At 70.0% G+C, this 23,307-nt stretch carries 19 protein-coding genes, 3 tRNA genes and 4 pseudogenes; 16 read left to right on the top strand and 10 right to left on the bottom strand.

What is annotated here, in order from left to right; genetic code table 11:
- The first annotated feature begins 8 nt into the window (after window positions 1-8).
- Window positions 9-95 (top strand) — tRNA-Ser (locus tag ABZ453_RS35595).
- 134 nt (window positions 96-229) lie between these two features.
- Here the strand turns inward: ABZ453_RS35595 and ABZ453_RS35600 are convergent.
- On the bottom strand, window positions 230-553 hold the full coding sequence (locus ABZ453_RS35600) for a hypothetical protein (RefSeq protein WP_359021669.1): 324 nt from the start codon (window positions 551-553) through the stop codon (window positions 230-232).
- Between the two features lie 584 nt (window positions 554-1,137).
- Here ABZ453_RS35600 and ABZ453_RS35605 point away from each other — a divergent pair.
- Window positions 1,138-1,476 (top strand): DUF6233 domain-containing protein, encoded by a 339-nt coding sequence (locus tag ABZ453_RS35605; RefSeq protein WP_133049769.1) that lies wholly within the window; start codon window positions 1,138-1,140, stop codon window positions 1,474-1,476.
- A gap of 93 nt (window positions 1,477-1,569) precedes the next feature.
- On the opposite strand, the gene ABZ453_RS35610 is transcribed toward ABZ453_RS35605, so the two are convergent.
- Both ABZ453_RS35610 and ABZ453_RS35615 read right to left on the bottom strand, forming a co-directional pair.
- Window positions 1,570-2,001, bottom strand: a complete 432-nt coding sequence (locus ABZ453_RS35610; protein WP_359021671.1) for a hypothetical protein — start codon at window positions 1,999-2,001, stop codon at window positions 1,570-1,572.
- 57 nt (window positions 2,002-2,058) lie between these two features.
- Window positions 2,059-2,928 carry a bifunctional DNA primase/polymerase gene (locus ABZ453_RS35615; protein ID WP_359021673.1) on the bottom strand — a complete coding sequence of 290 codons (870 nt, stop codon included), beginning with the start codon at window positions 2,926-2,928 and terminating at the stop codon, window positions 2,059-2,061.
- 348 nt (window positions 2,929-3,276) lie between these two features.
- Here ABZ453_RS35615 and ABZ453_RS35620 point away from each other — a divergent pair, with 348 nt between their 5' ends.
- The 6 genes and pseudogenes from ABZ453_RS35620 (at window position 3,277) to ABZ453_RS35645 (ending at window position 9,194) form a co-directional block, all read left to right on the top strand.
- Window positions 3,277-3,588 carry a hypothetical protein gene (locus ABZ453_RS35620; protein ID WP_358605670.1) on the top strand — a complete coding sequence of 104 codons (312 nt, stop codon included), beginning with the start codon at window positions 3,277-3,279 and terminating at the stop codon, window positions 3,586-3,588.
- Between the two features lie 344 nt (window positions 3,589-3,932).
- The gene (locus ABZ453_RS35625; protein WP_359021676.1) at window positions 3,933-4,901 is read left to right on the top strand and encodes an OB-fold domain-containing protein; all 969 of its coding nucleotides are present in this window, start codon (window positions 3,933-3,935) and stop codon (window positions 4,899-4,901) included.
- Window positions 4,898-5,278: pseudogene (locus ABZ453_RS35630) on the top strand (MaoC/PaaZ C-terminal domain-containing protein); the annotation flags it as partial. The gene ABZ453_RS35625 and the pseudogene ABZ453_RS35630, both read left to right, overlap by 4 nt.
- 161 nt (window positions 5,279-5,439) lie before the next feature.
- A complete protein-coding gene (locus ABZ453_RS35635) occupies window positions 5,440-6,606 on the top strand; it encodes a lipid-transfer protein (protein WP_359021678.1) in 1,167 nt (388 codons plus the stop codon).
- 238 nt (window positions 6,607-6,844) lie between these two features.
- Entirely contained in the window at window positions 6,845-7,402 is a 558-nt protein-coding gene (locus ABZ453_RS35640; protein WP_133049763.1) for a SigE family RNA polymerase sigma factor, read from the top strand.
- Window positions 7,403-7,517: 115 nt separating this feature from the next.
- The gene (locus ABZ453_RS35645; protein ID WP_207930059.1) at window positions 7,518-9,194 is read left to right on the top strand and encodes a long-chain fatty acid--CoA ligase; all 1,677 of its coding nucleotides are present in this window, start codon (window positions 7,518-7,520) and stop codon (window positions 9,192-9,194) included.
- A gap of 77 nt (window positions 9,195-9,271) precedes the next feature.
- On the opposite strand, the gene ABZ453_RS35650 is transcribed toward ABZ453_RS35645, so the two are convergent.
- Window positions 9,272-14,173 carry a PAS domain-containing protein gene (locus ABZ453_RS35650; RefSeq protein ID WP_359021681.1) on the bottom strand — a complete coding sequence of 1,634 codons (4,902 nt, stop codon included), beginning with the start codon at window positions 14,171-14,173 and terminating at the stop codon, window positions 9,272-9,274.
- Between the two features lie 321 nt (window positions 14,174-14,494).
- Window positions 14,495-15,001, bottom strand: a complete 507-nt coding sequence (locus ABZ453_RS35655; RefSeq protein WP_359021683.1) for an SSI family serine proteinase inhibitor — start codon at window positions 14,999-15,001, stop codon at window positions 14,495-14,497.
- A gap of 160 nt (window positions 15,002-15,161) precedes the next feature.
- Here ABZ453_RS35655 and ABZ453_RS35660 point away from each other — a divergent pair.
- Window positions 15,162-15,255: transfer RNA gene (locus ABZ453_RS35660), tRNA-Ser, on the top strand.
- A 128-nt stretch (window positions 15,256-15,383) separates the two neighbouring features.
- Here the strand turns inward: ABZ453_RS35660 and ABZ453_RS35665 are convergent.
- Complete coding sequence (locus ABZ453_RS35665; protein ID WP_359021685.1) at window positions 15,384-15,689, bottom strand: hypothetical protein; 306 nt, start codon at window positions 15,687-15,689, stop codon at window positions 15,384-15,386.
- Window positions 15,690-15,715: 26 nt separating this feature from the next.
- Between ABZ453_RS35665 and ABZ453_RS35670 the strand changes: the two genes are divergently transcribed.
- The 3 genes from ABZ453_RS35670 to ABZ453_RS35680 all read left to right on the top strand — a co-directional run bounded on the left by ABZ453_RS35670 (window position 15,716) and on the right by ABZ453_RS35680 (window position 16,676).
- Window positions 15,716-15,841, top strand: a complete 126-nt coding sequence (locus tag ABZ453_RS35670; RefSeq protein WP_359021687.1) for a hypothetical protein — start codon at window positions 15,716-15,718, stop codon at window positions 15,839-15,841.
- Between the two features lie 498 nt (window positions 15,842-16,339).
- The gene (locus tag ABZ453_RS35675) at window positions 16,340-16,465 is read left to right on the top strand and encodes a hypothetical protein (protein ID WP_359021689.1); all 126 of its coding nucleotides are present in this window, start codon (window positions 16,340-16,342) and stop codon (window positions 16,463-16,465) included.
- A gap of 138 nt (window positions 16,466-16,603) precedes the next feature.
- A tRNA-Arg gene (locus ABZ453_RS35680) sits at window positions 16,604-16,676 on the top strand.
- An 82-nt stretch (window positions 16,677-16,758) separates the two neighbouring features.
- Here the strand turns inward: ABZ453_RS35680 and ABZ453_RS35685 are convergent.
- A pseudogene (locus ABZ453_RS35685) lies at window positions 16,759-17,484 on the bottom strand (site-specific integrase); the annotation flags it as partial.
- Here ABZ453_RS35685 and ABZ453_RS35690 point away from each other — a divergent pair.
- Window positions 17,484-17,777 (top strand): annotated as a pseudogene (locus ABZ453_RS35690) (hypothetical protein); the annotation flags it as partial. The pseudogenes ABZ453_RS35685 and ABZ453_RS35690 overlap by 1 nt on opposite strands.
- Window positions 17,778-19,352: 1,575 nt before the next feature.
- On the opposite strand, the gene ABZ453_RS35695 reads toward ABZ453_RS35690, so the two are convergent.
- Window positions 19,353-19,682, bottom strand: coding sequence for a hypothetical protein (locus ABZ453_RS35695; protein ID WP_359021691.1), 330 nt, complete (start codon window positions 19,680-19,682; stop codon window positions 19,353-19,355).
- Window positions 19,683-20,154: 472 nt separating this feature from the next.
- Here ABZ453_RS35695 and ABZ453_RS35700 point away from each other — a divergent pair, with 472 nt between their 5' ends.
- Together ABZ453_RS35700 and ABZ453_RS35705 are read left to right on the top strand one after the other, a co-directional pair.
- Window positions 20,155-20,646: a hypothetical protein gene (locus tag ABZ453_RS35700; RefSeq protein WP_359021693.1), complete on the top strand. Its 492-nt coding sequence runs from the start codon at window positions 20,155-20,157 to the stop codon at window positions 20,644-20,646.
- Window positions 20,647-20,991: 345 nt separating this feature from the next.
- Window positions 20,992-21,320 (top strand): annotated as a pseudogene (locus ABZ453_RS35705) (helix-turn-helix domain-containing protein); the annotation flags it as partial.
- A gap of 172 nt (window positions 21,321-21,492) precedes the next feature.
- Here ABZ453_RS35705 and ABZ453_RS35710 read toward each other — a convergent pair.
- Window positions 21,493-21,954: a MarR family transcriptional regulator gene (locus ABZ453_RS35710; RefSeq protein WP_359021695.1), complete on the bottom strand. Its 462-nt coding sequence runs from the start codon at window positions 21,952-21,954 to the stop codon at window positions 21,493-21,495.
- Window positions 21,955-22,016: 62 nt separating this feature from the next.
- Between ABZ453_RS35710 and ABZ453_RS35715 the strand changes: the two genes are divergently transcribed.
- Complete coding sequence (locus tag ABZ453_RS35715; protein WP_359021697.1) at window positions 22,017-22,385, top strand: VOC family protein; 369 nt, start codon at window positions 22,017-22,019, stop codon at window positions 22,383-22,385.
- Window positions 22,386-22,574: 189 nt separating this feature from the next.
- Here ABZ453_RS35715 and ABZ453_RS35720 read toward each other — a convergent pair whose 3' ends face one another.
- Window positions 22,575-23,156, bottom strand: coding sequence for an NAD(P)H-dependent oxidoreductase (locus ABZ453_RS35720; protein WP_359021699.1), 582 nt, complete (start codon window positions 23,154-23,156; stop codon window positions 22,575-22,577).
- Between the last annotated feature and the right edge of the window lie 151 nt (window positions 23,157-23,307).

A 23,307-nucleotide genomic window follows, 5' to 3' on the forward strand; every position in this document is an offset into this window, starting at 1 on the left:
CGGCGCGGGGTGGGTTGCCCGAGCGGCCTAAGGGAACGGTCTTGAAAACCGTCGTGGCAGCGATGTCACCGTGGGTTCAAATCCCACACCCACCGCAGCAGGTCAGAGCATTGCAGGTCAGAAGGGGTGCCACTCTCCGGAGCGGCACCCCTTCTGCATGACCTTGCCTCACCCTGGCCCGCCGTTATCCCACCCGTGACCAGGCCGTGCGGCCAACCCGCGCCAGGATTCACGGTTTCGCCGTCAGGTCGGCGACGGTGTCGGGAAGGTCGTCGTCGTGGGTGTCCGCGACGAGTTCGGCGAGGAGGAAGTGAGCCTCCTGGGGGGTGGACCAGCCCTTCTCGACGCGCACAAAGTAGCTGCGTTCGGAGACGCGGAAGACCCGCCTCCGCTGGCGCCGACGCCCTGCTGCGGTGGCAGCTTGTCCAAAGGCGTCGATGATGCGCAGCATCCCGTCCAGGGCTTCGGCTTCGGTCCCCTCGAGTTCACGGTAGACGCTGTAATGGGAAAGCTCCGCCAGACCGAGGGCTCGCATAACGGCCCATCCGGGCATGGTGTTCTCCAGTCCGTGAGGCGGCGTGAGCTCCGTGGTCACGCGGTCGCGTAGTCACGCGGTCGCGCCGCATAGTCGGTCCGCCCCCGACTTCGGGCGTAGCAACCTTGGCGCGGGGAGATTATCGGAGGACAGGGGCCCCAGATCCCGCCTTTTGGATCTTCAGTAGTTGGTGACGCTCCCATGCCTCGTGTTCCGCCAAGCCCTGCGGCGACGCTCTGTCCCGCGCGGCGGTCCGTCTCGGCAAGGGTCACGCCGAGCGGAGCCAGAACGACACGCACGCGTGCCGTGGGTCGTACGGGATGGTGGCGAGTGGGCAAGCGACCCGCGCCGCCGTGAGCGCCTTTCTGCGCGCCTCCTTCGTTCCTCGTACGGCTTCCCCTCAGCTGTCCGGGCGGGACCCCACCTGCGGGCGGGCCCCGGAGAGCAGGAGGCGTCCCCATCCCTCGTCCGGCAGCTCGTACTGATCGGCGCTCAGCATGGACGCCTCCTCCGGCCGCATGGCGTCGGGCCGAGTCGGGCCGGATGATGCCGATGCCCTCCCGGGGATTGCAGGGCGTCGCCACGATCTTAGAATCGAACGTGTGAACGACCCGGTCCCGTCGAGACTCGCACTGCTCCGCTTCCTCGAGCGCGTGCAGGAACGGGACCTCGCCCGCACCCGCCGGTGGATCCTCGACGAGGAACGCCGCGAGGCCGAGCGGCAGCGTGGCATCCAGGCCCGTCCGCCTGCGCCGGAGTGGCTCATCGAGGTGGGGCTGAACCGGCATGCCGCACCGCTGTACGTGCACGCGGGGGACTGCTGGAACGCGGGCAAGCGCAGCCAGGGCATCAGCCGCGACCAGGCACGGCGCGCGCTCGCGGACGGGATCAAGCCCTGCCCGCAGTGCCAGCCGGACACGGCCCTGGGGATGCTGGACTAGGGCTTGGGGATGTTGGGCGAGTCCGTGGGGATGTTGGACGGCCCTGCGGATGCTGGGCCAGGCCGCACTCGCGCGGTCGCCGCACCGCCTCGGCTAGAGCTCGAAGTCCCGTGCCAGTCCCGCCCAGTCCACCTCCCGCAGACCCGCCTCCGCATCGCATTCGTGCGGAACGTCCGGGGTCGGCTGGAACCAGATGACCGTGAGGGAAGAGCGGTAGAGGACCGGATCGTGGGCGGGGTCGAGGGGCGCGGAGTGCAGGGAACCGACGCAGGCGACCGGCGGCAGGACCTCGACCGGGCCGAACGCGCCGGAGTACTGGTCGGGGTACTCGCGCGCGGGCGGGACGAGATGGACCGGGGTGGTGGGGAAGACGCGCTCGGCGGTGTGGAGCAGGCCCTTGATCTTCATGTCGTTGACCAGTCCGCAGGGATAGCCCTCCAGCATCCCGCCGTACGTCGACGACAGGCGAAGCTCGGTGAGCTCGACGGAGCGGCCGGAAGTGAGGATCACGCGGGTCAGCGACATGAACCGCACTCTAGGGCGGTCGTGCATGGACTTCCTTTGCTTTTGTTGCCGGTGGCCTCACGGCCGGTGCCCTGTCATGCGCGCCGCCGACGCGATCGTCGCCCGTGCCTCGCGTTCGGTCAGACCGGTGTTGAGCGCGGCGTCGACCAAGGGGGCCACGAGGGCGGGGCCGATTCCGTTCTCGTAGGCCCGGCAGGCCGCCCAGAACAGCCGGGTGTTGCGCTGTCCCTCGTGCGCGGCGAGGACGAACTGGACCAGCCCCTGCCCGTGGTCTCCCGCCGAGGGATGCGTCGCCGGGTGGACGGGCCGTGCCGGCGGGAGCAGCAGGCGCAGCAGGGCCGGTGGGCAGGCGGCCGGGGCGAGGTGGGCGGTGCCGGGGGCCGTCGTATAGGCGCCGCGGTCGGTGCGGGAGCCCGGCCCGACGAGGTAGCCGCCGGCGCCGCGGATGTCGATGCCCGGGGCCAGGCGGCCGGCGGAGTTGGGGACTGCCGCGTCCGGCGGGCCGGTGAGCCACAGATGGCGGCCGCCGCTGGGGGTGAGCACGACCACCGTGTCCGGGATGGTGAACAGGTGGCGTAAGGCGAGTTCCCGCAGCGCCGTCGAGGACTCCGTGCCGGTCTTGGTGTCGAGGTCGACGCCGATCAGGTGGTGGGGCGGCAGGCCGCAGGCGATGCCGTAGCCGGTCGCCCAGGGGGCCGCGGCGAACAGTTCACGGATGCGCGCAGGGTCGGTCGAGGCGTCGTACACGCCGTGGCCGAGGCGTCCGCACTCGCCGTGGCAGGGGCGGGGCTCGGGGTCGTCGCGGTGAGGGGAGCGCAGGGCCGGGAGTTTCGTCCGGGACAGGGGGATGACGGCCAGTCCGCGCTCGGCGGCTGACAGGGCGTGTGCGAGGGCCAGCGTCGTGGCCTGCCGGTCGGTGGTGGCCATGCCTCTATGTTCGTACGTATGTTCGAAAAAGGGAAGGGCCTTCGAACGCGACGCGCCCGTCCGGAGAGATTGGCCGGAAAACTGCCGGAACGCTTCACCCCTTCTGTCGCTTGAAGGCCGGTGCCCGCTCTGCCCCGATTTGGATACAGAAAGTGGCGAAAGGGGTTTATCAACTTGCTGTAGCGCTTGAGAGGGAATCGCGGCTTCCGGGGTGGTTCGCCGGGTATTCGGTGGGCAACCCTGGTCTCGCGACGTCGTGCACAGCACCGAGGCGGTCGGCCAACTGCCCTGGTAACAGCCTCACTTGACGCACTGCCGGCCAGAAGGCCGGGTTCTGGAGGAAGAAACATGGCAAGCATCCGTACCGCCCGCGTCATCGCCGCCGTCTCCGCCCTCCCGCTGGCAGCCGCACTGTTCGCCGGCGTCGCGGCGGCGGACAACGGCGCCTTCGCGGACGACGGATCGAACGCGGGTGTCGCGAGCGTCGTCGGCAGCGGCGTCGGACACAACAACAACGGCAACTCGTCCACCACGCAGCAGAACGCGGTCGGCTCCGGTGCCTCGAACCAGAGCAACACCGCGCAGGTCAACGGCTCCGCGTTCACCGCCATCCAACAGGGAAACGAGAACGTCGCCGTCCACTTCAGCCACCTGTGGTGAGCCGACGGCCCTGACTCGCGGAGTCGGGCGCCGGGGGGTGGGGGGTGATGCGTCCGCGCGGCGGTACTTCGGTGCCGCCGCGCGGACGTCTGCATGCCGTGGGGGGCGACCTTCGCAGCGCATCGGAGACGACCCGCACTGTGCATCGGGGACGATCCTTCGCGGCGCATTGGGGACGACCATCGCGGCGCATCGGGAAGGACCTTCACGGTGCACGGGAACGACCTTGACAGTCCACCTGATCTGACGGACAGTCAGAAAACTCTCGCCGAGGTCGTGGAACCCGACCGGCGGCTGCGGTGTACCAGAAGTGTCAATGCGATGCGGCGCGGGACGAGGGGGCGATGGTGAGCGAGGACGACCTGGTCGCACGGCTGAAGGCATACGAGGGAAGGGCCGCCGCCGTCTCCGGTGCGGGCAAGGACCCGGTCAACCTGCCCATGATCCGGCACTGGTGCGAGGCGATGGGCGACACCAACCCCGCGTACGAGGGCCCGGACGCCATCGCCCCGCCCACCATGCTCCAGGCCTGGACCATGGGAGGCCTTTCCGGGCACACGGGCCGCTCGCAGGCGTACGACGAGCTGCTCGGCCTCCTCGACGAGGCGGGCTGCACCTCGGTCGTCGCCACGGACTGCGAGCAGGAGTACGTCAGGCCCCTGCGGCCCGGCGACGAGGTCAGCTTCGACACCGTGATCGAGTCGGTCTCCGACCGCAAGACGACCAAGCTGGGGACGGGGTACTTCGTCACCACACGCACCGAGGTACGGGTCGGCGCTGGCCGCGACCTGGTCGGCACGCACCGCTTCCGGATCCTCAAGTACGCCCCCGCTGGCAGGAGGCGCAAGGAAAAGGAATCGGAGGGCAAGGAGAAGCAGTCGGCCGGAAGCGGGACTCAGTCACCCGCCCGCCGTCCACGCCCGGTCGTCAACCGAGACAACGCCGGTTTCTGGGAGGGCGTGGAGCGTCACCGCCTCCTCATCCAGCGCTGCACGGCCTGCGACACCCTCCGGTTCCCCTGGCTGCCGGGCTGCAACGCCTGCGGTGGCCCGGACTGGGACACGGTGGAGGCGAGCGGCGAGGGCACGGTCTATTCCTACGTCGTCATGCATCATCCGTCCTTCCCGGCCTTCGATCCCCCGTACGCCGTGGCCCTGATAGAGCTCGCCGAAGGCGTCCGCCTGATCAGCAACGTCATCGGCGTGCCCTACGACAAGGTGCGCATAGGACTGCCCGTTCATCTCGAATTCGATTCTTACGACGACGAGTTGGTGCTGCCCGTGTTCCGCGCCCGAGAGGAGGAGACCGTATGAGGGCCGGTGAGAAGCTTCCGCCGCTGGAGATCTCGATCACCCGCACCCTGATCGTGGCCGGCGCCATCGCCTCCCGCGACTACCAGGACGTGCACCACGACGCCGAGTTGGCCCGGCAGAAGGGCTCCCCGGACATCTTCATGAACATCCTGACGACGAACGGCCTGGTGGGCCGCTACATCACCGACCATTTCGGACCCACGGCCCACCTCCGCAAGGTAGCCATACGGCTGGGGGCGCCCAACTACCCCGGCGACACCATGGTGTTGACGGGTACGGTCGAAGAGGTCGCCGGTGACACGACGACGGTCCGGGTGGTCGGGTCGAACGGCATCGGCAGACACGTAACCGGCACGGTGACTGTCACTGTCCCCTCGGCAGCCGCGGTCACCGTGCTCACCGACGCCGCCGTTCCCACCGACGCTGCCGTGCCCACCGACGCTGCCGTGGGCTTCGACGCCGCCGTTCCCACCGATGCCGCCGTGCCTACCGATGCCACCGTGTCCACCCGCACCGTCGCCCCCTCAGGAGGTGCCCGATGAGTGTCCGCGGCCGGGACGACCTCGGTGGCCGGGCGGCCGTCGTCGGGATCGGGGCCACCGAGTTCTCCAAGGACTCGGGACGCAGTGAGCTGCGGCTCGCCGTGGAGGCGGTGCGGGCGGCGCTGGACGACGCGGGGCTGACGCCGGGCGACGTGGACGGGATGGTGACCTTCACGATGGACACCAGCCCGGAGATCACCGTGGCGCAGGCGGCCGGGATCGGCGAGCTGTCGTTCTTCTCGCGCGTCCACTACGGCGGTGGCGCGGCCTGCGCCACCGTCCAGCAGGCGGCGCTGGCGATCGCCACCGGTGTCGCCGAGGTCGTCGTCTGCTACCGGGCCTTCAACGAGCGCTCCGGCCGCCGATTCGGCTCGGGCGTGCAGCACCGGGAGCCGTCCGCGGAGGGCACCGCGCTCGGCTGGTCCCTGCCGTTCGGACTGCTCACCCCGGCCTCCTGGGTGGCGATGGCGGCGCAGCGCTATCTGCACACATACGGGCTGACCCCGGAGGCGTTCGGGCATGTGGCGGTGGTCGACCGGAAGTACGCGGCGACGAACCCGGCGGCGTACTTCCACGGCCGACCGATCACCCTCGCCGACCACGCGGCCTCCCGCTGGATCGTCGAACCGCTCAGACTGCTGGACTGCTGTCAGGAGACGGACGGCGGCCAGGCGATCGTCGTGACGTCCGTCGAGCGTGCCCGTGATCTGCCCAACCCGCCCGCGGTCGTCACGGCGGCCGCCCAGGGCGCCGGGCGCGGTCAGGAGCAGATGACGAGTTTCTACCGTGACGACCTCACCGGCCTGCCGGAGATGGGCGTGGTGGCCCGCCAGCTGTGGCGGAGCTCCGGGCTCACGCCGGCCGATGTGGACGTGGCGATCCTGTACGACCACTTCACACCGTTCGTGCTGATGCAGCTGGAGGAGTTCGGGTTCTGTGGCAAGGGGGAGGGAGCCGACTTCATGGCCGGGGAGAGCCTGCCGGTCAACACGCACGGCGGACAGCTCGGAGAGGCGTACCTCCATGGGATGAACGGGATCGCCGAAGGGGTGAGACAGGTCCGCGGGACGGCGGTGAACCGAATACCGGGCGCGGAGCGGGTCCTGGTCACGGCGGGCACCGGCGTGCCCACCTCGGGCCTGGTCCTGGCCGCGGACGGCTGACCTGGAGCCGGTCTGTCGGCGACCGGCTGACCTCACGCGATCCCGGCACCGAGGCCGCCCGGACGGGGTGACGGCAGGAGCCCGGGGGGCTCCCCCAGGGGTAATCCCGCAGTACGTGTCACCCCCTCGTCCACCTTCAGGAGGTGCAGTCAACCCCACCCCTACAACCTGAGGGGGACTCGGCTTCGGGACCTGCGGCCGATGAGCCGGAGGTGCCCTCGCTCCTAGCGTGGAGTCCATGACCACACCCGTCTGCACGAGCGCTTCGACCGCCGCCGCCCCGGCGACGCAGACCCTGTCGTACCCGTCGTTCGCCTCGTACATGAGGGCCCGGCAGTCGGTGCTGCTGCGTACCGCCCGGTCGCTGACCGCGAACCCGAGCGACGCGGAGGACCTGCTGCAGACCGCGCTCACCAAGACCTACGTCGCCTGGGAGCGGATCGAGGACCACCGTGCGCTGGACGGCTATGTGCGCCGGGCGCTGCTGAACACGCGGACGTCGCAGTGGCGCAAGCGCAAGGTCGACGAGTTCGTGTGCGAGGAGATGCCGGAGCCGGAGCCGGCGCCCGGCGGGGAGGACCCGGCCGAGCAGCAGGCGCTGCACGACGCGATGTGGCGGGCGATCATGAAGCTGCCCGACCGGCAGCGGGCGATGGTCGTCCTCAGGTACTACGAGGACCTCAGCGAGGTGCAGACGGCCGAGGTGCTCGGCGTGTCGGTGGGCACGGTGAAATCGGCGGTCTCCCGTGCGCTCGGGAAACTCCGCGAGGACCCTGAGCTGGGACTTGTGCGTTAATGCGCCGACCTGGAGGCTATTGGTGACCGCGGTGACGCGATCGATCATCGGCACCTAGTGACATACCGAGCGGTATGTGCGCAGAATCAGCGCATACGTTACCGCCGCGTAGGCAATGTCGCCCCGGGAGGACACCGTGCTGAGCACGATGCAGGACGTACCGCTGACCGTTGCCCGCATCCTGACGCACGGGACGCTGGTGCACGGACGGTCGCAGATCATCACCTGGACCGGCGAGTCCGAGCCGCATCGACGCAGCTTCGCCGAGGCGGGCACCCGCGCGGTGCAGCTGGCGAACGCCCTGCGGGACGAACTCGGCGTCCAGGGCGACGACCGGGTCGCGACGCTGATGTGGAACAACGCGGAGCACGTCGAGGCCTACTTCGCGATTCCCTCCATGGGCGCGGTACTGCACACGCTCAACCTCCGGCTGCCGGCCGAGCAGTTGGTGTGGATCGTCAACCACGCGGCCGACAAGGTCGTGATCGTCAACGGTTCGCTGCTGCCGCTGCTCGCCCCGCTGCTGCCGAAGCTGCCGACGGTGGAGCACATCGTGGTCTCCGGTCCCGGTGACCGTTCGGTGCTCGAGGGTGCCCGGGCGCGGGTGCACGAGTACGAGGAGCTGATCGCGGGCCGGCCGACGACGTACGACTGGCCGGAGCTGGACGAGCGCCAGGCCGCGGCCATGTGCTACACGTCGGGCACGACGGGCGACCCCAAGGGCGTGGTGTACAGCCACCGTTCGATCTACCTGCACTCCATGCAGGTCAACATGGCCCAGTCGATGGGGCTGACGGACCAGGACACCTCGCTGGTCGTGGTACCGCAGTTCCACGTCAACGCCTGGGGCCTGCCGCACGCCACCTTCATGACCGGCGTCAACCTGCTGATGCCGGACCGCTTCCTGCAACCGGGTCCGCTCGCCGAGATGATCGAGACCCAGCGCCCCACCCACGCGGCCGCCGTCCCCACCATCTGGCAGGGCCTGCTGGCGGAGCTGAACGCCAAGCCGCGGGACGTCTCTTCCCTCACCCAGGTCACCATCGGCGGTTCCGCCTGTCCGCCCTCCCTCATGGAGGCCTTCGACGAGCTCGGCATGCGGGTCTGTCACGCCTGGGGCATGACGGAGACCTCCCCGCTCGGCACGATCGCCCGTCCGCCGGCCCATGTGGTGGGCACGGACGAGGAGTTCGGGTACCGGCTGACGCAGGGCCGTTTCCCGGCCGGTGTCGAGGCGCGGCTCAGCGGCCCCGGCGGTGAACGCCTGCCCTGGGACGGCGAGTCGGCGGGCGAGCTGGAGGTCCGCGGTCCCTGGATCGCGGGCGCCTATTACAACGGCCCGGACGCCGAACCGCTGCGCCCCGCCGACAAGTTCAGCGAGGACGGCTGGCTGAAGACCGGTGACGTCGGCACGATCTCCCCCGAGGGCTTCCTCACCCTCACCGACCGCGCCAAGGACGTCATCAAGTCCGGCGGCGAGTGGATCTCCTCCGTCGACCTGGAGAACGCCCTGATGTCCCACCCGGAGGTTGCCGAAGCGGCCGTCGTCGCCGTCCCCGACGAGAAGTGGGGCGAGCGTCCGCTGGCCACGGTCGTCCTCAAGGAGGGCGCCACCGCCGACTTCGCGTCCCTGCGCGCCTTCCTCGCCGACGAGGGCCACATCGCCAAGTGGCAGCTCCCGGAGCGCTGGACGATCATCGAGGCGGTGCCGAAGACGAGCGTGGGCAAGTTCGACAAGAAGGTCCTGCGCCGGCGGTACGCCGACGGCGACCTGGACGTCACGCAGCTCTGACGAACCCGGCACCCCCGGCACCGACTGGCGTGGCCGTGGCCGCATCAGTCGGTGGTCGGTCGGTGGTCAGCCGGTGGTCAGTTGGTGCCGATCCGCGCCAGCAGGTCCACGATCCTCGACTGCACCTCGGCGCTCGTCGACCGTTCCGCCAGGAACAGCACCGTCTCGCCGGACGCCAGCCGCGGCAGGTCCGCCTGGTCGACGGCGGCGGTGTAGACGACGAGCGGGGTGCGGTTGAGCTGCCCGTTCGCGCGCAGCCAGTCGATGATCCCGGCCTGCCGCCGGTGCACCTGCATCAGGTCCATCACGACCAGGTTCGGCCGCAGCTGTCCCGCCAGTGTCACCGCGTCCGCGTCGCTGGCGGCCCGCGCCACCTGCATCCCGCGCCGCTCCAGCGTCGCGGTCAACGCCAGCGCGATCTCCGCGTGTTCCTCGATCAGCAGCACTCGCGGCGGATGCTGCTCGCTGTCCCGCGGCGCCAGCGCCTTCAGCAGTACGGCGGGATCGGCGCCGTACGCCGCCTCGCGCGTCGCCTGCCCCAGTCCCGCGGTCACCATCACCGGCACCTGGGCGGTGACGGCGGCCTCCCGCAGCGACTGCAGCGCGGTCCGGGTGATGGGTCCGGTCAGCGGGTCCACGAACAGCGCCGCCGGGAACGCGGCGATCTGCGCGTCGACCTCCTCGCGCGAGTGCACGATGACCGGGCGGTATCCGCGGTCGCTGAGCGCCTGCTGGGTCGTCACGTCCGGGGCCGGCCACACCAGCAGCCGCCGCGGGTTGTCCAGGGGCTCCGGAGGCAGTTCGTCGTCCAGCGGGACGGGCCGCGGGGTGTCCGCGATCTCCACGGCACCGCCCGGACCGTCCAGCGGCTCCGGCCCCTCGGCGGCGTTCTCGTCCGGCGCGCCTATGGCGTACGACCGTCCGCTGCCCTCGGTGTTCTGCGCCAGCCGCGACTGGCCGGCCAGGGACGGCTGGGGGACCTGCGCGGGCGTCTGCTCGCCGGCCGGATGCGGCCGGACCGCCTGCTCCGGCGCCGCCCCTGCCCCGGTCCGCGTCCCCAGCTTCCGCCGCCGCCCCGAAGCGCCCGGGTTGTGCGGCGCGGGGGTCGCCGTCGGCTGCTGCACCTGCGCCGCCTGACGCGTGAACGGCACACCCTGCCCCAACGTCCGCACACTGATCGCCCGCCCCTGCGTCGAGTTGGGATCGACGGCCGGGTCGGCGGCCACGGCCTGCGCCTCGGGAGGCAACGGGGCACCGGGCTGCGGCGCGGCCTGCGGGGGTACGGCACCGGTGGCACCGCCGACCGGTACGCCGGCACCGGCCTCCGCGGGCAGGGCCTGCCCGGGAGCCGCCGGTACCCCGGGCGCCCCAGGCACAGCCTGCGCACCCGGCGCCGCAAGCGGCTGTCCTGGAACCGGCTGCAGGCCCGCCCCGGGCACCGGCTGAGCCGCACCCGGCTGAACCGGCTGGGCCTGCTGAGCGGGCAGCGCGACCTGCCCGGTGGCGTTCTGCAGGGGAACACCGGGTGCCTGGGCCTGTACGGGGACGGACTGACCGGGAGAAGCCTGGGCCGGGACCGGCTGACCCGGGGCGAGTTGTACACCCGCGGGGAGCGAGCCCTGCGCCGGAACGGTCACCGCGGCCTGCTGACCCTGCGTGACCGGCTGACCGGCGGCCTCCTGCGCGGCCGTACCCGCCGGTTGGGCCACGGCACGGCGACGACGGCCGGTCGGCGCGCTGGTGGGGTGCGGCTGGGGCGGGGTGTGGTCCCCGGACTGGTCATGCGGAACGGCATCGTGCCGCCCGTCCTCGCCGACCGCGTCCCCGACGCCATGAGGCCCCCCCTGCCCGGGCACGTGCGCCGGCACGGCGACCTGCGGCTGCGCGGGGGGCTGGGGCTGTCCAGGAACCGGCTGCACCGGCGCCATCGGCTGTCCAGGCACCTGCGGCTGCTCCATGGCCTGCGGCTGTCCAGGAACCTGCGGCGGCCCGGCGACTGCGGCCTGCCCGCCCACCTGCGCCTGACCGACGACTTGCGGTTGCCCCGGAAGCGGCGGCTGCGCAACACCCGGAACCTGCCCGGCAACCTGCGCCTGCCCGGCGCCCGTGCCCTGGATCTGCCCGGCAACCGGCACCTGGCCGGCACCCTGCGCCGAGCCGGAAACCTGCGGCTGCGCACCGACTTGCATGGGCCCCGCAAGCTGCGGCTGCCCGGCGTTCTGCGGCTGCCCGGGAAGCTGAGGCTGTCCAACACCGGGCACCTGCCCGGGAACCGGTACAGGGCCAGCACCCTGCACCTGCCCGGCACCCGGCATCTGCAGCGGCCCCGCACCCGGCGTCTGCCCGGGAAGCTGCGGCTGTCCAACCCCCGGAGCCTGCACCAGCCCGGCACCCGGCACCTGCCCCGGAGCCTGCACCAGCCCGGCACCCGGCACCTGTCCCGGAGCCGTCACTTGTCCGGCACCAGGCACTTGTCCGGCACCAGGCACCTGTCCGGCCCCCTGCGGCTGCCCGGCACCCGGCACCAGCCCCGCACCCGGCACCTGACCAGCCCCCTGCGCCTGCACCGGCGTGAGCCCTTGTCCACCCCCGGCGCTCGCCGAACCCGCGCCCACACCCGCACCGACACCCGGATCACCCCCCGGTGCCCGGTCCGCCTCCGCCGGAGGCAGGGCGAACACCGCGCGAGGTCCCGCCTCCTGCGCCGCCGCACGCTCGTTCGCGGCGGCCAGCGCACGGCGTCGGCGCCCGGTCGGCTGGCCCCCCTCGGCTGCCTGGTCCGCCGGGACGGCCTGTCCGTCCCCGGCCCTGGTCTGCCCCGCCGATGACCCCGCCGGCGGCAGCGCCGCGGGCAACGCATGCTGTTCGCCCCCGTCACGCCGGGCGCGCCGTCCCGACGGTGCGGGTACGCCCTGGGGCGGTACCGTCCCGCCCAGCCCGCTCCCGACGGCAGCGGTCCCCGCGGCGTGCTCCGCGGCCGTGACCACGGCGCCCTCGGAGACCCCGGCACCCACCCCCTGGGCCCCCTCGGCCGACCGCCCGCGCCGGCGCCCGGTACCGCCGGCCACCTCGACCGCACTCCCGGCACCCGTGGCGGCCGCCGCTGCCGCCGACTCCTCCACGGCACGCCTGCGGCGCCGGCCCGTCGGCGTGCCCGGCTCCGCCTCCACCGCCGTACCGGATTCGGCGTCGCCGGAGTCCTCCGAGCCCTCGCCGTCCAGGAACGCGTCGACGGAGGAGCGCCGGGCCCGGCGCCGGGCGCCGGAGGTGTCCTCGGCGGCCGGGAGCTCGGCGGGGGCGGCGGCCGGTACGGCTCCGGCGCCGCCGCCGATGGGCACCTCCAGGACGTACGCGCTGCCGCTCATCCCCGGCACTTCATGGGTCTGCAGCACACCGCCGTGGGCGCGCACGATCCCGCGCACGATCGGCTCGTGCACCGGGTCTCCCCCGGCGTACGGCCCGCGCACCTCGATACGGACGACCTCGCCCCGCTGCGCCGCCGCGACGACGACCGTGTTGTCCATGTAACCGCCCGCCGACACGGGCGCGTTGCCGGTCGCGTCGACGCCGGCGACGTCCGCGACCAGATGTGCGAGCGCGCCGGCGAGGCGCTGCGGGTCGACCTCGGCCTCGATGGGCGGCGCGTGCACGGCGAACTGCACCCGACCGGGCCCGATGAGTTCCACGGCCCCGTCCACACCGGCGGCGACCACCGCGTCGAGCATGACCTTGGTGCGGGTGATCTGCTCGGCCCCGGCGTCGAGCCGCTGGTAGCCGAGGACGTTGTCGATGAGGGTGGTGATCCGCGAGTAGCCGGCGGACAGATGGTGCAGCACCTGGTTGGCCTCGGGCCACAGCTGTCCCGCGTCGTCGGCGGCCAGCGCCGCCAGCTCGCGGCGCAGTTCGTCCAGGGGCCCGCGCAGGGAACGCCCCAGCAGCGTCAGCAGCTGCTCGTGCCGTCCGGCGAGGGCCTCGTACCGGTCCTTCTCGCGCTCGCCCAGCGCCGCGTACCGCTCCTCGCCGGCGGCGAGGGCCTCGTCGTGCCGCTCCTGCAGCTCCTCGAGCTCGGTGATGTGCTTCTGGCGCAGCGCGGTGAGCTCGGAGGCGTGTTCCTCCTCGAGCCGGTCCAGCTCCTCGGCGTGCCGTTTCTCCTGCGCGGCCTTTTCGTCGGCGAGGGCGTCGTAGGGCCGGCGGTCGGTGAAGGTCATCACCGCGCCGACGAGCTGGTCGCCGTCGCGCACCGGCGCGGTCGTGAGGTCGACCGAGACCCGGTCGCCGTTCTTGGCGAACAGCACCTGCCCGCGCACCCGGTGCTTGCGCCCGGAGCGCAGGGTGTCGGCGAGCGGCGACTCGTCGTACGGGAAGGGGGAGCCGTCGGCGCGCGAGTGCAGGACGAGGGTGTGCAGTTCCTTGCCGCCGAGGTCGCTGGCCCGGTAGCCCAGTATCTGGGCTGCGGCCGGGTTGACCAGGACGATCCGTCCATCGGTGTCGGTGCCGACCACGCCCTCGGCTGCGGCCCGCAGGATCATCTCGGTCTGCCGCTGCGAACGCGCCAGCTCGGCCTCGGTGTCCACGGTCCCGGTCAGATCGCGCACGACGAGCATCAGCAGCTCGTCGCCGCTGTAGCCGTAACCGTCGTACGCCTGCTGGCCGTTCTCCAGGTTGGCGCTGGTGACCTCGACCGGGAACTCGGTGCCGTCGGTGCGGCGGGCGACCATCCGGGTCGGCTTGGTCCGCCCGCGCGGGTCCATGTGGTCGGGCCGCCGCATGGACCCGGGAATGAGCTTGGAGTCGAACTGGGGCAGCAGGTCGAGCAGCCCGCGCCCGACCAGCGCGGTCCCGGGCGCCTCGAAGGCCTCGAGCGCGATGGTGTTGGCGTTGACGACGGTCCCGTTGGCGTTGACCAGCACCAACGCGTCGGGCAGCGCGTCCAGTATGGCTGCGAGGCGAGCAGCGCCTCGGGATGGCCTGCTGCTCACGAGACGCTTCCTCCCTGTTACCGCACCTTGCCGACCGCTCGGGCCATCTTGCCAACCTGCCCGCGACGTGTCACGCGAGGGAGTCTAAGGGCACCGGTTGCGCCGACGACGCCGGATGAGAGGGAGGTCGCACGACGAAGTGAAGTAGAACGTGTGACCGCCTCTCCTGGCCTGCGCGACTTTACGGACCCCGGGTTTCCGCCATGGAAAGCCTGTGAGCACATTCATCGGCGGGACGGTCCTCCCGGACGGCGCGACGGTCCTCCGGACGAGGCAATCGTGCTTCCGGACGATATGACCGACCGTCCTTGCTTTCGGAGGCTACGACCGACCTTGCGGACGCAGATCGGGCAGCAACGGCACCATCCGGTCCCAGCGCGCGATCTCGCACCCGTCGGCACGGCTGTACGAGGCGTCCACGGGCCGCCCGGCCCAGGTCCCGGTGACATGGGCGGTGGCGGGGCCGCCGTACTGCATGGTGCACATGCTGCCGTCGGGGACCGGTGCGAAGGTCTCCCGACCCCAGTGGGTCCCGCGGTCGAGGGCCGCGCAGGCACCGGCCACGTCCGGGTGGTCGCCGCTGCCAGGGTGGCAGGACAGGTGGTACGTGCCGTCCCGGCCGGCTCCCGCGTCCCGCACGCTGACGGTGAGGTGGTCGGGGCGGTCCTCGTCGCGGGCGGGCGGGGGAGCGAGGGTCCGGGACGCGCTCTCGGCGTGCGCTACGGCGGGCAGGGCGCAGGACGCGACGGCGGCCGCCGTGGCCGCCGTGGCCGCGCCGGCGGCGAGGAGCCGGGCGAGCCGGAGGCCGCTGCGGTTCATGGTGGACATGACCTGACCAACGCCGGGCGCCTCCGGAGGTTGCGAAAGGGCATTAAGGGCTTTGCTCTGCGGGCGGGCTGCCTAGTACCGTGGATGCCGATTGGTGACAGCACGCTCGACTGTGTCATCATCTGCACGCACCACTCGCGCTGGCGCGGGAGGTTGTGCTGGAGGCGTCGCCTAGTCCGGTCTATGGCGCCGCACTGCTAATGCGGTTTGGGCCTTAAAGCCCATCGAGGGTTCAAATCCCTCCGCCTCCGCCATCTCGCTCAGGGAGTCCATGCCGACGGCACGGGCTCCCTGAGTCGTTCTCGCGGCAGTTACTGACCGTTACGCGATGTATGCGCGTGCTGGCGGAGTGTGCCATGCCAGAGTTCCGTGCTGGGTTCCCTCAAAAGTCGTTCTTCGACGCGATCACGGAGCTGGTCTTTGCCTTCCTTGTGCTGCTGGTGGCCGTGATCACCGGCGTCAGCACCCGGTTCCGGGAGCGGGCCGTGCAGGAGATGCGCGCCGCCTTCGAGCCGGACGGGCAGCAGGAGTACGCGTACGAGAAGGCGCAGCCGCTGATCCACGGGGTCGCGGGCGGTGGTCGGCGCATCCGCGCCTCGGCCGAAGGTCCGCCGCAGGGGCGCGCACGCCGCCCGCGACGCGGGGCACCACACCACAACGCGCCCATGGACTTCCTGGTTCGGGTCATTCAACGGCCCCTTCAACGGCCCGCCCGTGCAGCGCGACGAAGCGGAGGCACTGCTGATGCGGGCCTTCCTCGCCGATCTGCGCGCCGTCTACACCACAGATGCGGCCGAAGGCGTCGTCACGCCCACTGCGAGGCGGGGAACCGGCTGCTGAGGCTGCTACTGGAGTGCAGGGGTCGGCCGGGACCACGCCGATTCGCTGCTCGTCGTGGCCGCCGCCCGCCCCCGTCGGAGACGCTGGCCCGGCGCGGGCCGCTGTCCGCCGTACTGGACCACCGGGCTGGAAAACCGCACCGGCAGCGCTTGCCCAGCACCGCCGCCGCCCTCACCCCCCGACCGGGCCGAGGCCGCTGCTCGCTCTCATGGACGGCAGGTGCAGTTTCTTCGCGGGCCGGAGAGCGAACCTCCGCGGTTTCGTCATCGCGATGTCGGCGGCGGGCCGCCGCTGCCCGGTCACGGTGCTCACCGGTGACGACGCGGTTGGCGTGTACTACGACGATTCGACACCGCGCTGGCCATCCCCAACTCCCCAACGTGCTCTGCAAGAAGCCCGAGAGCTCCTACATCGGCTTCCTCGACGTCTACCACCGGACCTACGGCGGCACGGTGACACCCAGCTGCAGGACGGAAGGCGACGCTGGGCCACGACGCGGTGTGGAGGACCCTGGGCATCGCCGTCCAGCGGGCGGCAGGCGACGACGGCTCCGCCACCGTCAACGCCGAGATCCGACTGACCCCGCAGGGCCGCTACACCTTCGAACAGGTACTCATGCCCTAGCCCCGCCTCGGACACCGTTTCCGCAGCTCACAAGGGGTACAACTAACGGATTTCACATGTCAGCGGCAGTCATGTAATGTTCTTCCTGTCCCCGCGAAGGGCCCGGAAGGGCAGGAAACGGCGACAAAAACAGAACAAGCACTCGTAGCTTAACGGATAGAGCATCTGACTACGGATCAGAAGGTTGCAGGTTCGAATCCTGCCGAGTGCACACAGCTCAAAGCCCCCTCGGGATCATCCCGGAGGGGGCTTTGTCGTGCCGTACAGCAGCGAAGTACAGCAACGGGTCGAGATCAGTCGGTGTCGCTGTTGGCGTCGGTGTCGGTGCCGCCCATCGCGGCGGACAGCTTGCCGAGGGCGGCCCGCACCTCTTCCTCGCTCGCTTCCGCGTAGACCTCCATCGTCATGGCGATCTGCGAGTGCCGGAGGATGCGCTGAGCAACCTTCGGGTGGACCTTGAGAGCGACGAGCAGCGAGCTACACGTGTGCCGGGTGTTCCGGAGCGGGATGACCCGGAGGCCGGCGCGGCGGGCACGCAGGGCGAACATGCGGGTGAGGTTGCCGGGTTCGATCGGCGTCCCGCACTTCGTCGTGAAGACCAGGCCGCGGGTGTCCTGCCAGAGTTCCCCGGCCGCCTTCTGGTCACCGGTCTGCTGGGCGCGGCGCATGCGGAGCGCCCTGAGGCAGAACTCAGGGAGGGGAAGGAAGTCGTCCGACTCCTCGGTCTTGGTCTCCCGATGAAGGATTTGACGGCCCGCGCGCTGGATCTGGTGATCGACGTACAGCTCACCGCTTTCGAAGTCGATGGACTTCCAGGTCAGTCCGAGGACTTCGCCTCGGCGGAGGCCGAGGCAGAGCACCAGGACCCAGGCTGCGAACAGTGGAACTTCGCGCGCCACGGAATCGGCGAGGAAACGTCCGGCCTCGACGACGGACCACGGCTTGATCCGACGGCGACGAGGCTTTGGGACCTTGACCAGAGACGCGACGTACTTGGTGATCTCCTCCTCGGCCACGGCGAGCATCCATCGACGCCTACACGGCGCCCCAGGCGGGCAGATGGGTTGCTGTCACCCTGCGCACCATCCCACCGGCCCTCGATGCCGACGCATCCGAAGAGGCATGGGACTGGCTCTACAACGGCCGCGTCGAGACACGGCGGGCCCTCCTACGCGCTGAGCCCTGCACGGTGTCGATCACCCAGGCCAACACCCGCATCACCTGGACGATCCGGCCCGTCCTCTTCGTCCCGCTCGCCCACCGCACCGCGCATCACGGCAGTCAGTTCAGTTGGTTCGATCCGGGTGTTTGAGCAAGACGGGAACGGCTTCGGCATGCCGGTCAAGAGCTCGGCGCATCTGGTACCCAGTGTGGGCGGTGTTGGCACCCACCTCGACACAGCGATCCATGTCCGGTGGAGCTTGAGCCCATCGCAGTTGTGTGTGGACGTACTCCTCACCCATGTACGCCAATATCAAGGTCGTCTCAACGGTCACGTCGCCGCGGCAGTATCGGACGCTCAGCACCAACGGGTAACCACCCCGTCCCTGATCGACTTCCGGGCCGGAGAACCCAAGCCCCTCCAGGGAGAGGTCGAACCGGCTTCGAGCCTCAGCCACAAAGGTCTTCACCCGTATGTCCACTCTCTGAGTATGAACCGCACCCCGTCGCCGAGCACTTGCCGTGACGCCCTGCCGCGCAACTGAGGGGAGCACTTCAGCCATCAATCGAGAGGCCCCACAAGTCCGAGTGAGTTACAACTTTCTCTACGGGTTCAAGCCCCGGCTGCGCTCCGCTCCGCCGGGCGCGCTCCCGGCTCCGCTGCGGGCGCCGCTCCTGTCTCCGGCCCGCTCCGCCCGCGCTGAGCCGACGCGCGCCCACACGTGGATAGGGCCCGTGGCCATGAGGCGATCACCGCATAGCGCGGCCCACGGTCAAGACGATGCCTCCGGCGGGGGATCGGCCGGCACCGGGATGGAGGGGGCGCCGTACCCGCCCGCGGGCCCGTAATGGCGTGCGCGGGGTGCTCCCATCCTGACCACCGTCGACCCAGGCAGAGCCGAGCAGACGCGGCCCATGGCGTCCAGGTCGTTCGTACAGTGGCGCGCTCCACCTGGACGCCATGAACCACGCCTGCTCCACGGTGTGTGGGTCGACGGCGGACGGGACGGGAGCTGGGGTAGGTGGTGGGCTGAGAGGATCAAAGACGTCGCCACGGGCGCAGCACCGACCGAGACGACCGGTTCGGTGCCATCCCTCATGCTTCTTGGGCTTGTGTAGGAGTTATCTCCCGCTGTTCCATGTGCCCCATGACACAGCGATCTTTCGTGGGCGAGATCAAGCGCCGCTTTAGCCCGCACCCTACTCAAATACCAAGAACGACCTGGCAGAAACTAAATCGGGCAAAAACAGACTCGGGCTGGCCGCTACTGACGCTCAATTTTTTCACTCTCGCCCTATTTGCTGTAATTTTCGTAAATTCGGCAACCTCTGTGCATGCATTCTCAGCCTTCTATTGGTGGTTGAGCGCCGGTTGCATCCTTGGTCTGTTGCGGACTGGAGAGGTGATGGTGTGCGTCGCCAGAGGCGGGGCAGGACAGCTCGCACCACAGGCGCCCGGGGCCCTGCCAGGAAACAGCAGGTACCGGGGTAGGCATACCTGAACTCCGGACGTGGACGGAGCGCTGTACAGCCCACCGGCGCATCGAGGAGTCGTGGCACGGTCCACGGGCCGTGCCACTCTCGTGCCAGAACGGACGGGAACTCACGGGGAACTGGGGTTCAAGGAGGTGCGCTCCGGCCGCCTCGATCAGGCTGGGGAATCCCCAGGTCCCGCCCACGATTGCCCAACCTCGCTCCTTAAAGCGGTGCTCACTCTCTACACGGCTCAAGACGAGGGTGTGAAGCCGGCGGACTGGTCGAGGCGGAACGCGGAGCCCGGTGCCGTCGGTGTCCAACCCTCACGCATGGCAAGCCGAACAGCCGCGGCAACACCGGATGGCAATACAGGCTGAGCCTCGCGCCCTATCCAGTTGCTCGGATGCGGCTGGGTGGTGGTGACGAGGAGCGTCATGCCCGGCGTGTCCGCATGCTCGACCGCGAACGTGCACGGCGACCAGGCCAGGCCCTGGCAGTACGTCGGTCTGCGTCGCAGTCGCCAGCGGTAGGCCGTGCCGTCGACAACGATCCGTCGTGATCCCTTTCGGACCAGCGCCATGGCTCCCCCTTCAACAGCGAAGATGCCAGCGAGCCCGGCCCCGCCGTCCGTCTCAGTTTCCGTCTCATTCAGCGCCGTTCGTGGGCGTTCAGGCCGGACGGAAGCCCGTAGCCGCTCCGACGACCAGCCGACCGTGAACGCAGGTGAACGCCCCTGTACGCGGCCCCGCGACGCACCAACACAGTTGGAAAGCGTGTTGGGCGAAGTCGATCTGCAAACTGAGTCTCGGCCAGGCGGAGCCAGCTCGACGGGCTCGGTCTGTTCGAAGCCGTTACTCGCCTGAGTTGCTGTTGTCCCACGGCGCCGGACTGAGCACGTGAAACCCTCAAGTTCCTCAGAACATCACCGTTGTAGTTGTCGCATGCATGCCCATCACATAGTGTCCGAGCGCTTGATCGCCACGGGGGCGGTCCACCGGAAAGGTGTCCCATGGGCATCGCTCCAAGCGTTGGAACTACTGGGAAACCTCCTCATGACCAATGTGAGCCCGCGGGCCTGGTTCACCGGATGCGTTGTGACAGCGTCGGCTTTGCTGCTGACCTCGTGCACCTCCGGTAGCGGCAGTGCGAACGCCCATAAGACGTCGTCACCGCCCACGGCGAGCGCGTCTCAGACGACAACCACGACGCAGGAGAAGAAGCTCACCGACCAGGCTCAAGCGGCCCTTGCAGCTGTTCAGGGCGGGACGATGATCGAGGCCGGCGCGGAGCGCGTGACTGACGGCATCCACACAGAGCCCACGCTGAGCCAGGGCAAGTCGTACAAGCTCAACCTGGTGTGCATCGGCAGCGGCAACGCACGCTTGACGTTCACGCCGGCGAGTACCGGGCCGAAGGCCGATGTGCCATGCGATCAGTCAGTGGTGCAGCAACGGATCACCGCGCACAAGATGCCCGTACGCATCGATGTCGACGGCGTCAAAGGATCGACGGGTGTGATCGCCTGGCAGATCGACACCATCTGACCAAAGCACCGAGCGCGTACAGCAGCGGAGTACAGCAACTCCAGCAGCCGACCGCGGCCGACAGCCACTCCAAGAGAGCGAACAGCGACCTGTACGACCGTTGTTGACCGATCTCTACAGAGCCACGGATCAGAAGGTTGCAGGTTCGAATCCTGCCGAGTGCACACAGGTGAGAGGCCCCGGAAGATTCCGGGGCCTCTCGCATTTCGGGGGCGTGCGGCAACGGTCCTCGACCCGTCGGCGCGGTTACCGCCCATCGCCAGTGCTGTGACCGCGTAGGTTCGCCTGGTTGGTGGTGCTGGCGGTTGGATGGGTGGTGATGTCCATTCGACCGCTGGAGGCGCGGTGGCTGAGCCTGTCCGTGTACGCCGACTGACCGACCAGGAGGGGCAGAAACTGCAGCAGATCGTGCGCCGGGGCAGTACGAGTCGGTGCGCTACCGGCGGGCGATGATGTTGCTGGCCTCGGCTGGCGGGAACCGTGTTCCCGTGATCGCGAAGCTGGTGCAGGCCGACGAGGACACGGTGCGTGATGTGATCCACCGGTTCAACGAGATCGGCCTGGCCTGCCTGAACCCTCGATGGGCGGGAGGCCGTCCCCGCCTGCTCACCCCTGACGACGAGGACTTCGTCATTCAGACGGCCATCACTCGCCCCACCAAGCTCGGCCAGCCCGTGCTGTCTCCGGCACGCCCTTGACCCGCTCGAACAGTCACCGGCCCAGTCGCTCACGGATTGGCTTCACGGTGCGACGCCCGACGGGCCGTACGCAGACCGCGAGTTGGCGAGCCGGGATTGCCCCAAGGGGGACAGCGTGGGGCAGCGTCCTGACGAAGGTCCGGAGCGGTTACGTCTCCGATGCGGGCGGTTCGGTGAGTGAGGCGATGCAGGTGCGGAGCAGGCGCCGCATCTGATCCTGTTCGTCGGCATCCAGATCGGCCAGCATGTTCTGCTCGACGCGGCGAACCGCGGCGCTGGCCACCTCCAGCTGGCGGCGCCCGAGATCGGTCAGCTCGGTCGGCAGGGCCCTGCCGACCGGTGCTCGTGCCGGACGGATGACGAGTCCCTGGCGTTCGAGGGACTGCAGAAGCACATTCATCGACTGCCGGGTGACGAAGGCGCCGCGGGCCAGCTCGGAGTTGGACAGACCCGGTCGCTGGGCAAGCAGCTCCAGGCAGGAGTAGTGGGTGATCGTCATGCCCAGCGGACTCAGCACGGCCTCCAGTGCGGAGTGCAGGGCGCTCGCGGCCGCCTTGAGCATGTACCCCAGCGATGTGTCCAGTTCGATTCCGGGCTCACCTTGACTCATGTCAGTAGTCTGACATACGGTCTGGATGTCAGAAGACTGACATGTATCAGGAGGTAAGGATCGTGGCCGTCACCGGACCCGACTTCGTTTCACTGCAGGTGCGCGACCTGGAGCGCTCCGCCGCTTTCTATGAGGAGTACCTGGGGCTGAAGCGCTCCGCCGCAGGACCGCCGCACGCTGTCGTGTTCGACACCAAGCCGATCGCGTTCGCCGTCCGTGACGTCGTCCCGGGCGTCGACCTGGACGCGATCGCTCTGCCGGGCCGGGGGGTGGCGCTGTGGCTGCACGCCACGGATGTTCAGGACATCCACGATGCTCTCGCCGCCGCCGGTACGGCGATCGTCTCGGCGCCCGTCGACGGGCCGTTCGGCCGTACTTTCACTTTCGCGGACCCCGACGGTTACCAGGTGACCCTCCACGACCGCGGCTGAGCCGGGCGGCCTGGTCTCCGGTGGGGCGGGCGTCCTGAGCAGGCTTTTCGGGACGGCAGGTCGGCCGCTGTTGGTGGGCCGCGCGTCGAGGTCCAGGCTGGAGAGAGCCTGGCGCCGTCTTGAGTCGTCGGCACGGAGGTGCCCTGGCGCCTCGAATCCTCGGTATGGAGGCGTGTCGCCCGAGGTTCGCTAGGTCGTCGCAGTCGCCGTCACTCCTCGTACCGTGCGCAGTGCGTTCGACCAGTTGGTCAGTTGGTCGAGCATCGTGGTGATCGAGGCCGCCAGGCCGTCGCCGGGGGTGAAGGTGCCGGAGGAGAAGGCGGGGAGCAGGGAGATGGCCGGCTGGGTGCGGACCGTGGCGATCTGGAGTTCGGCCAGGACGAGCCGCAGTGCCTCGGCGGCCCGGACCCCGGCCGCCCATCCGCCGTAGCTCACGATGCCGGCGGCCTTGTCGTTCCACTCCCGGTAGACGTAGTCCAGGGCGTTCTTGAGGGCCCCGGGGAAGGAGTGGTTGTACTCGGGGACGAGGAAGACGTAACCGTCGAAACCGTCGATCAGCTCGGCCCATGTGCGGGTGTGGGCGTGCTGGTACCGCTGGTGGTTCGGGTTGCCGGGCTCGTCCAGGTTGCCGAGGTCGTGGTGGGCGAGGTCGATGAGTTCGTAGTCGGCGCCGCCGTGGGCGCGGGCGGTGTCGAGGAGCCAGGAGGCGATCTGGTCGCCGCGGCGGCCGGGCCTGGTGCTGCCGAGGATGAGGCCGATACGGAGGGTCATGGCACCCTTTCGGGGAGGAGTTGACGTGACAACTCTAGGAGTGTGAGAGTTGTCACGTAAAAAACACACCCCGCAGAAACATACAAAAGGGGGGGGTGGCAGGGCGGGCGGCGGGGGGGGGGGGTGTGTGGGGGCGGGGGGGGGACGCACG

It is taken from the genome of Streptomyces sp. NPDC005799 (assembly GCF_040630525.1).
Taxonomy (GTDB): Bacteria; Actinomycetota; Actinomycetes; order Streptomycetales; family Streptomycetaceae; genus Streptomyces; species Streptomyces griseorubiginosus_B.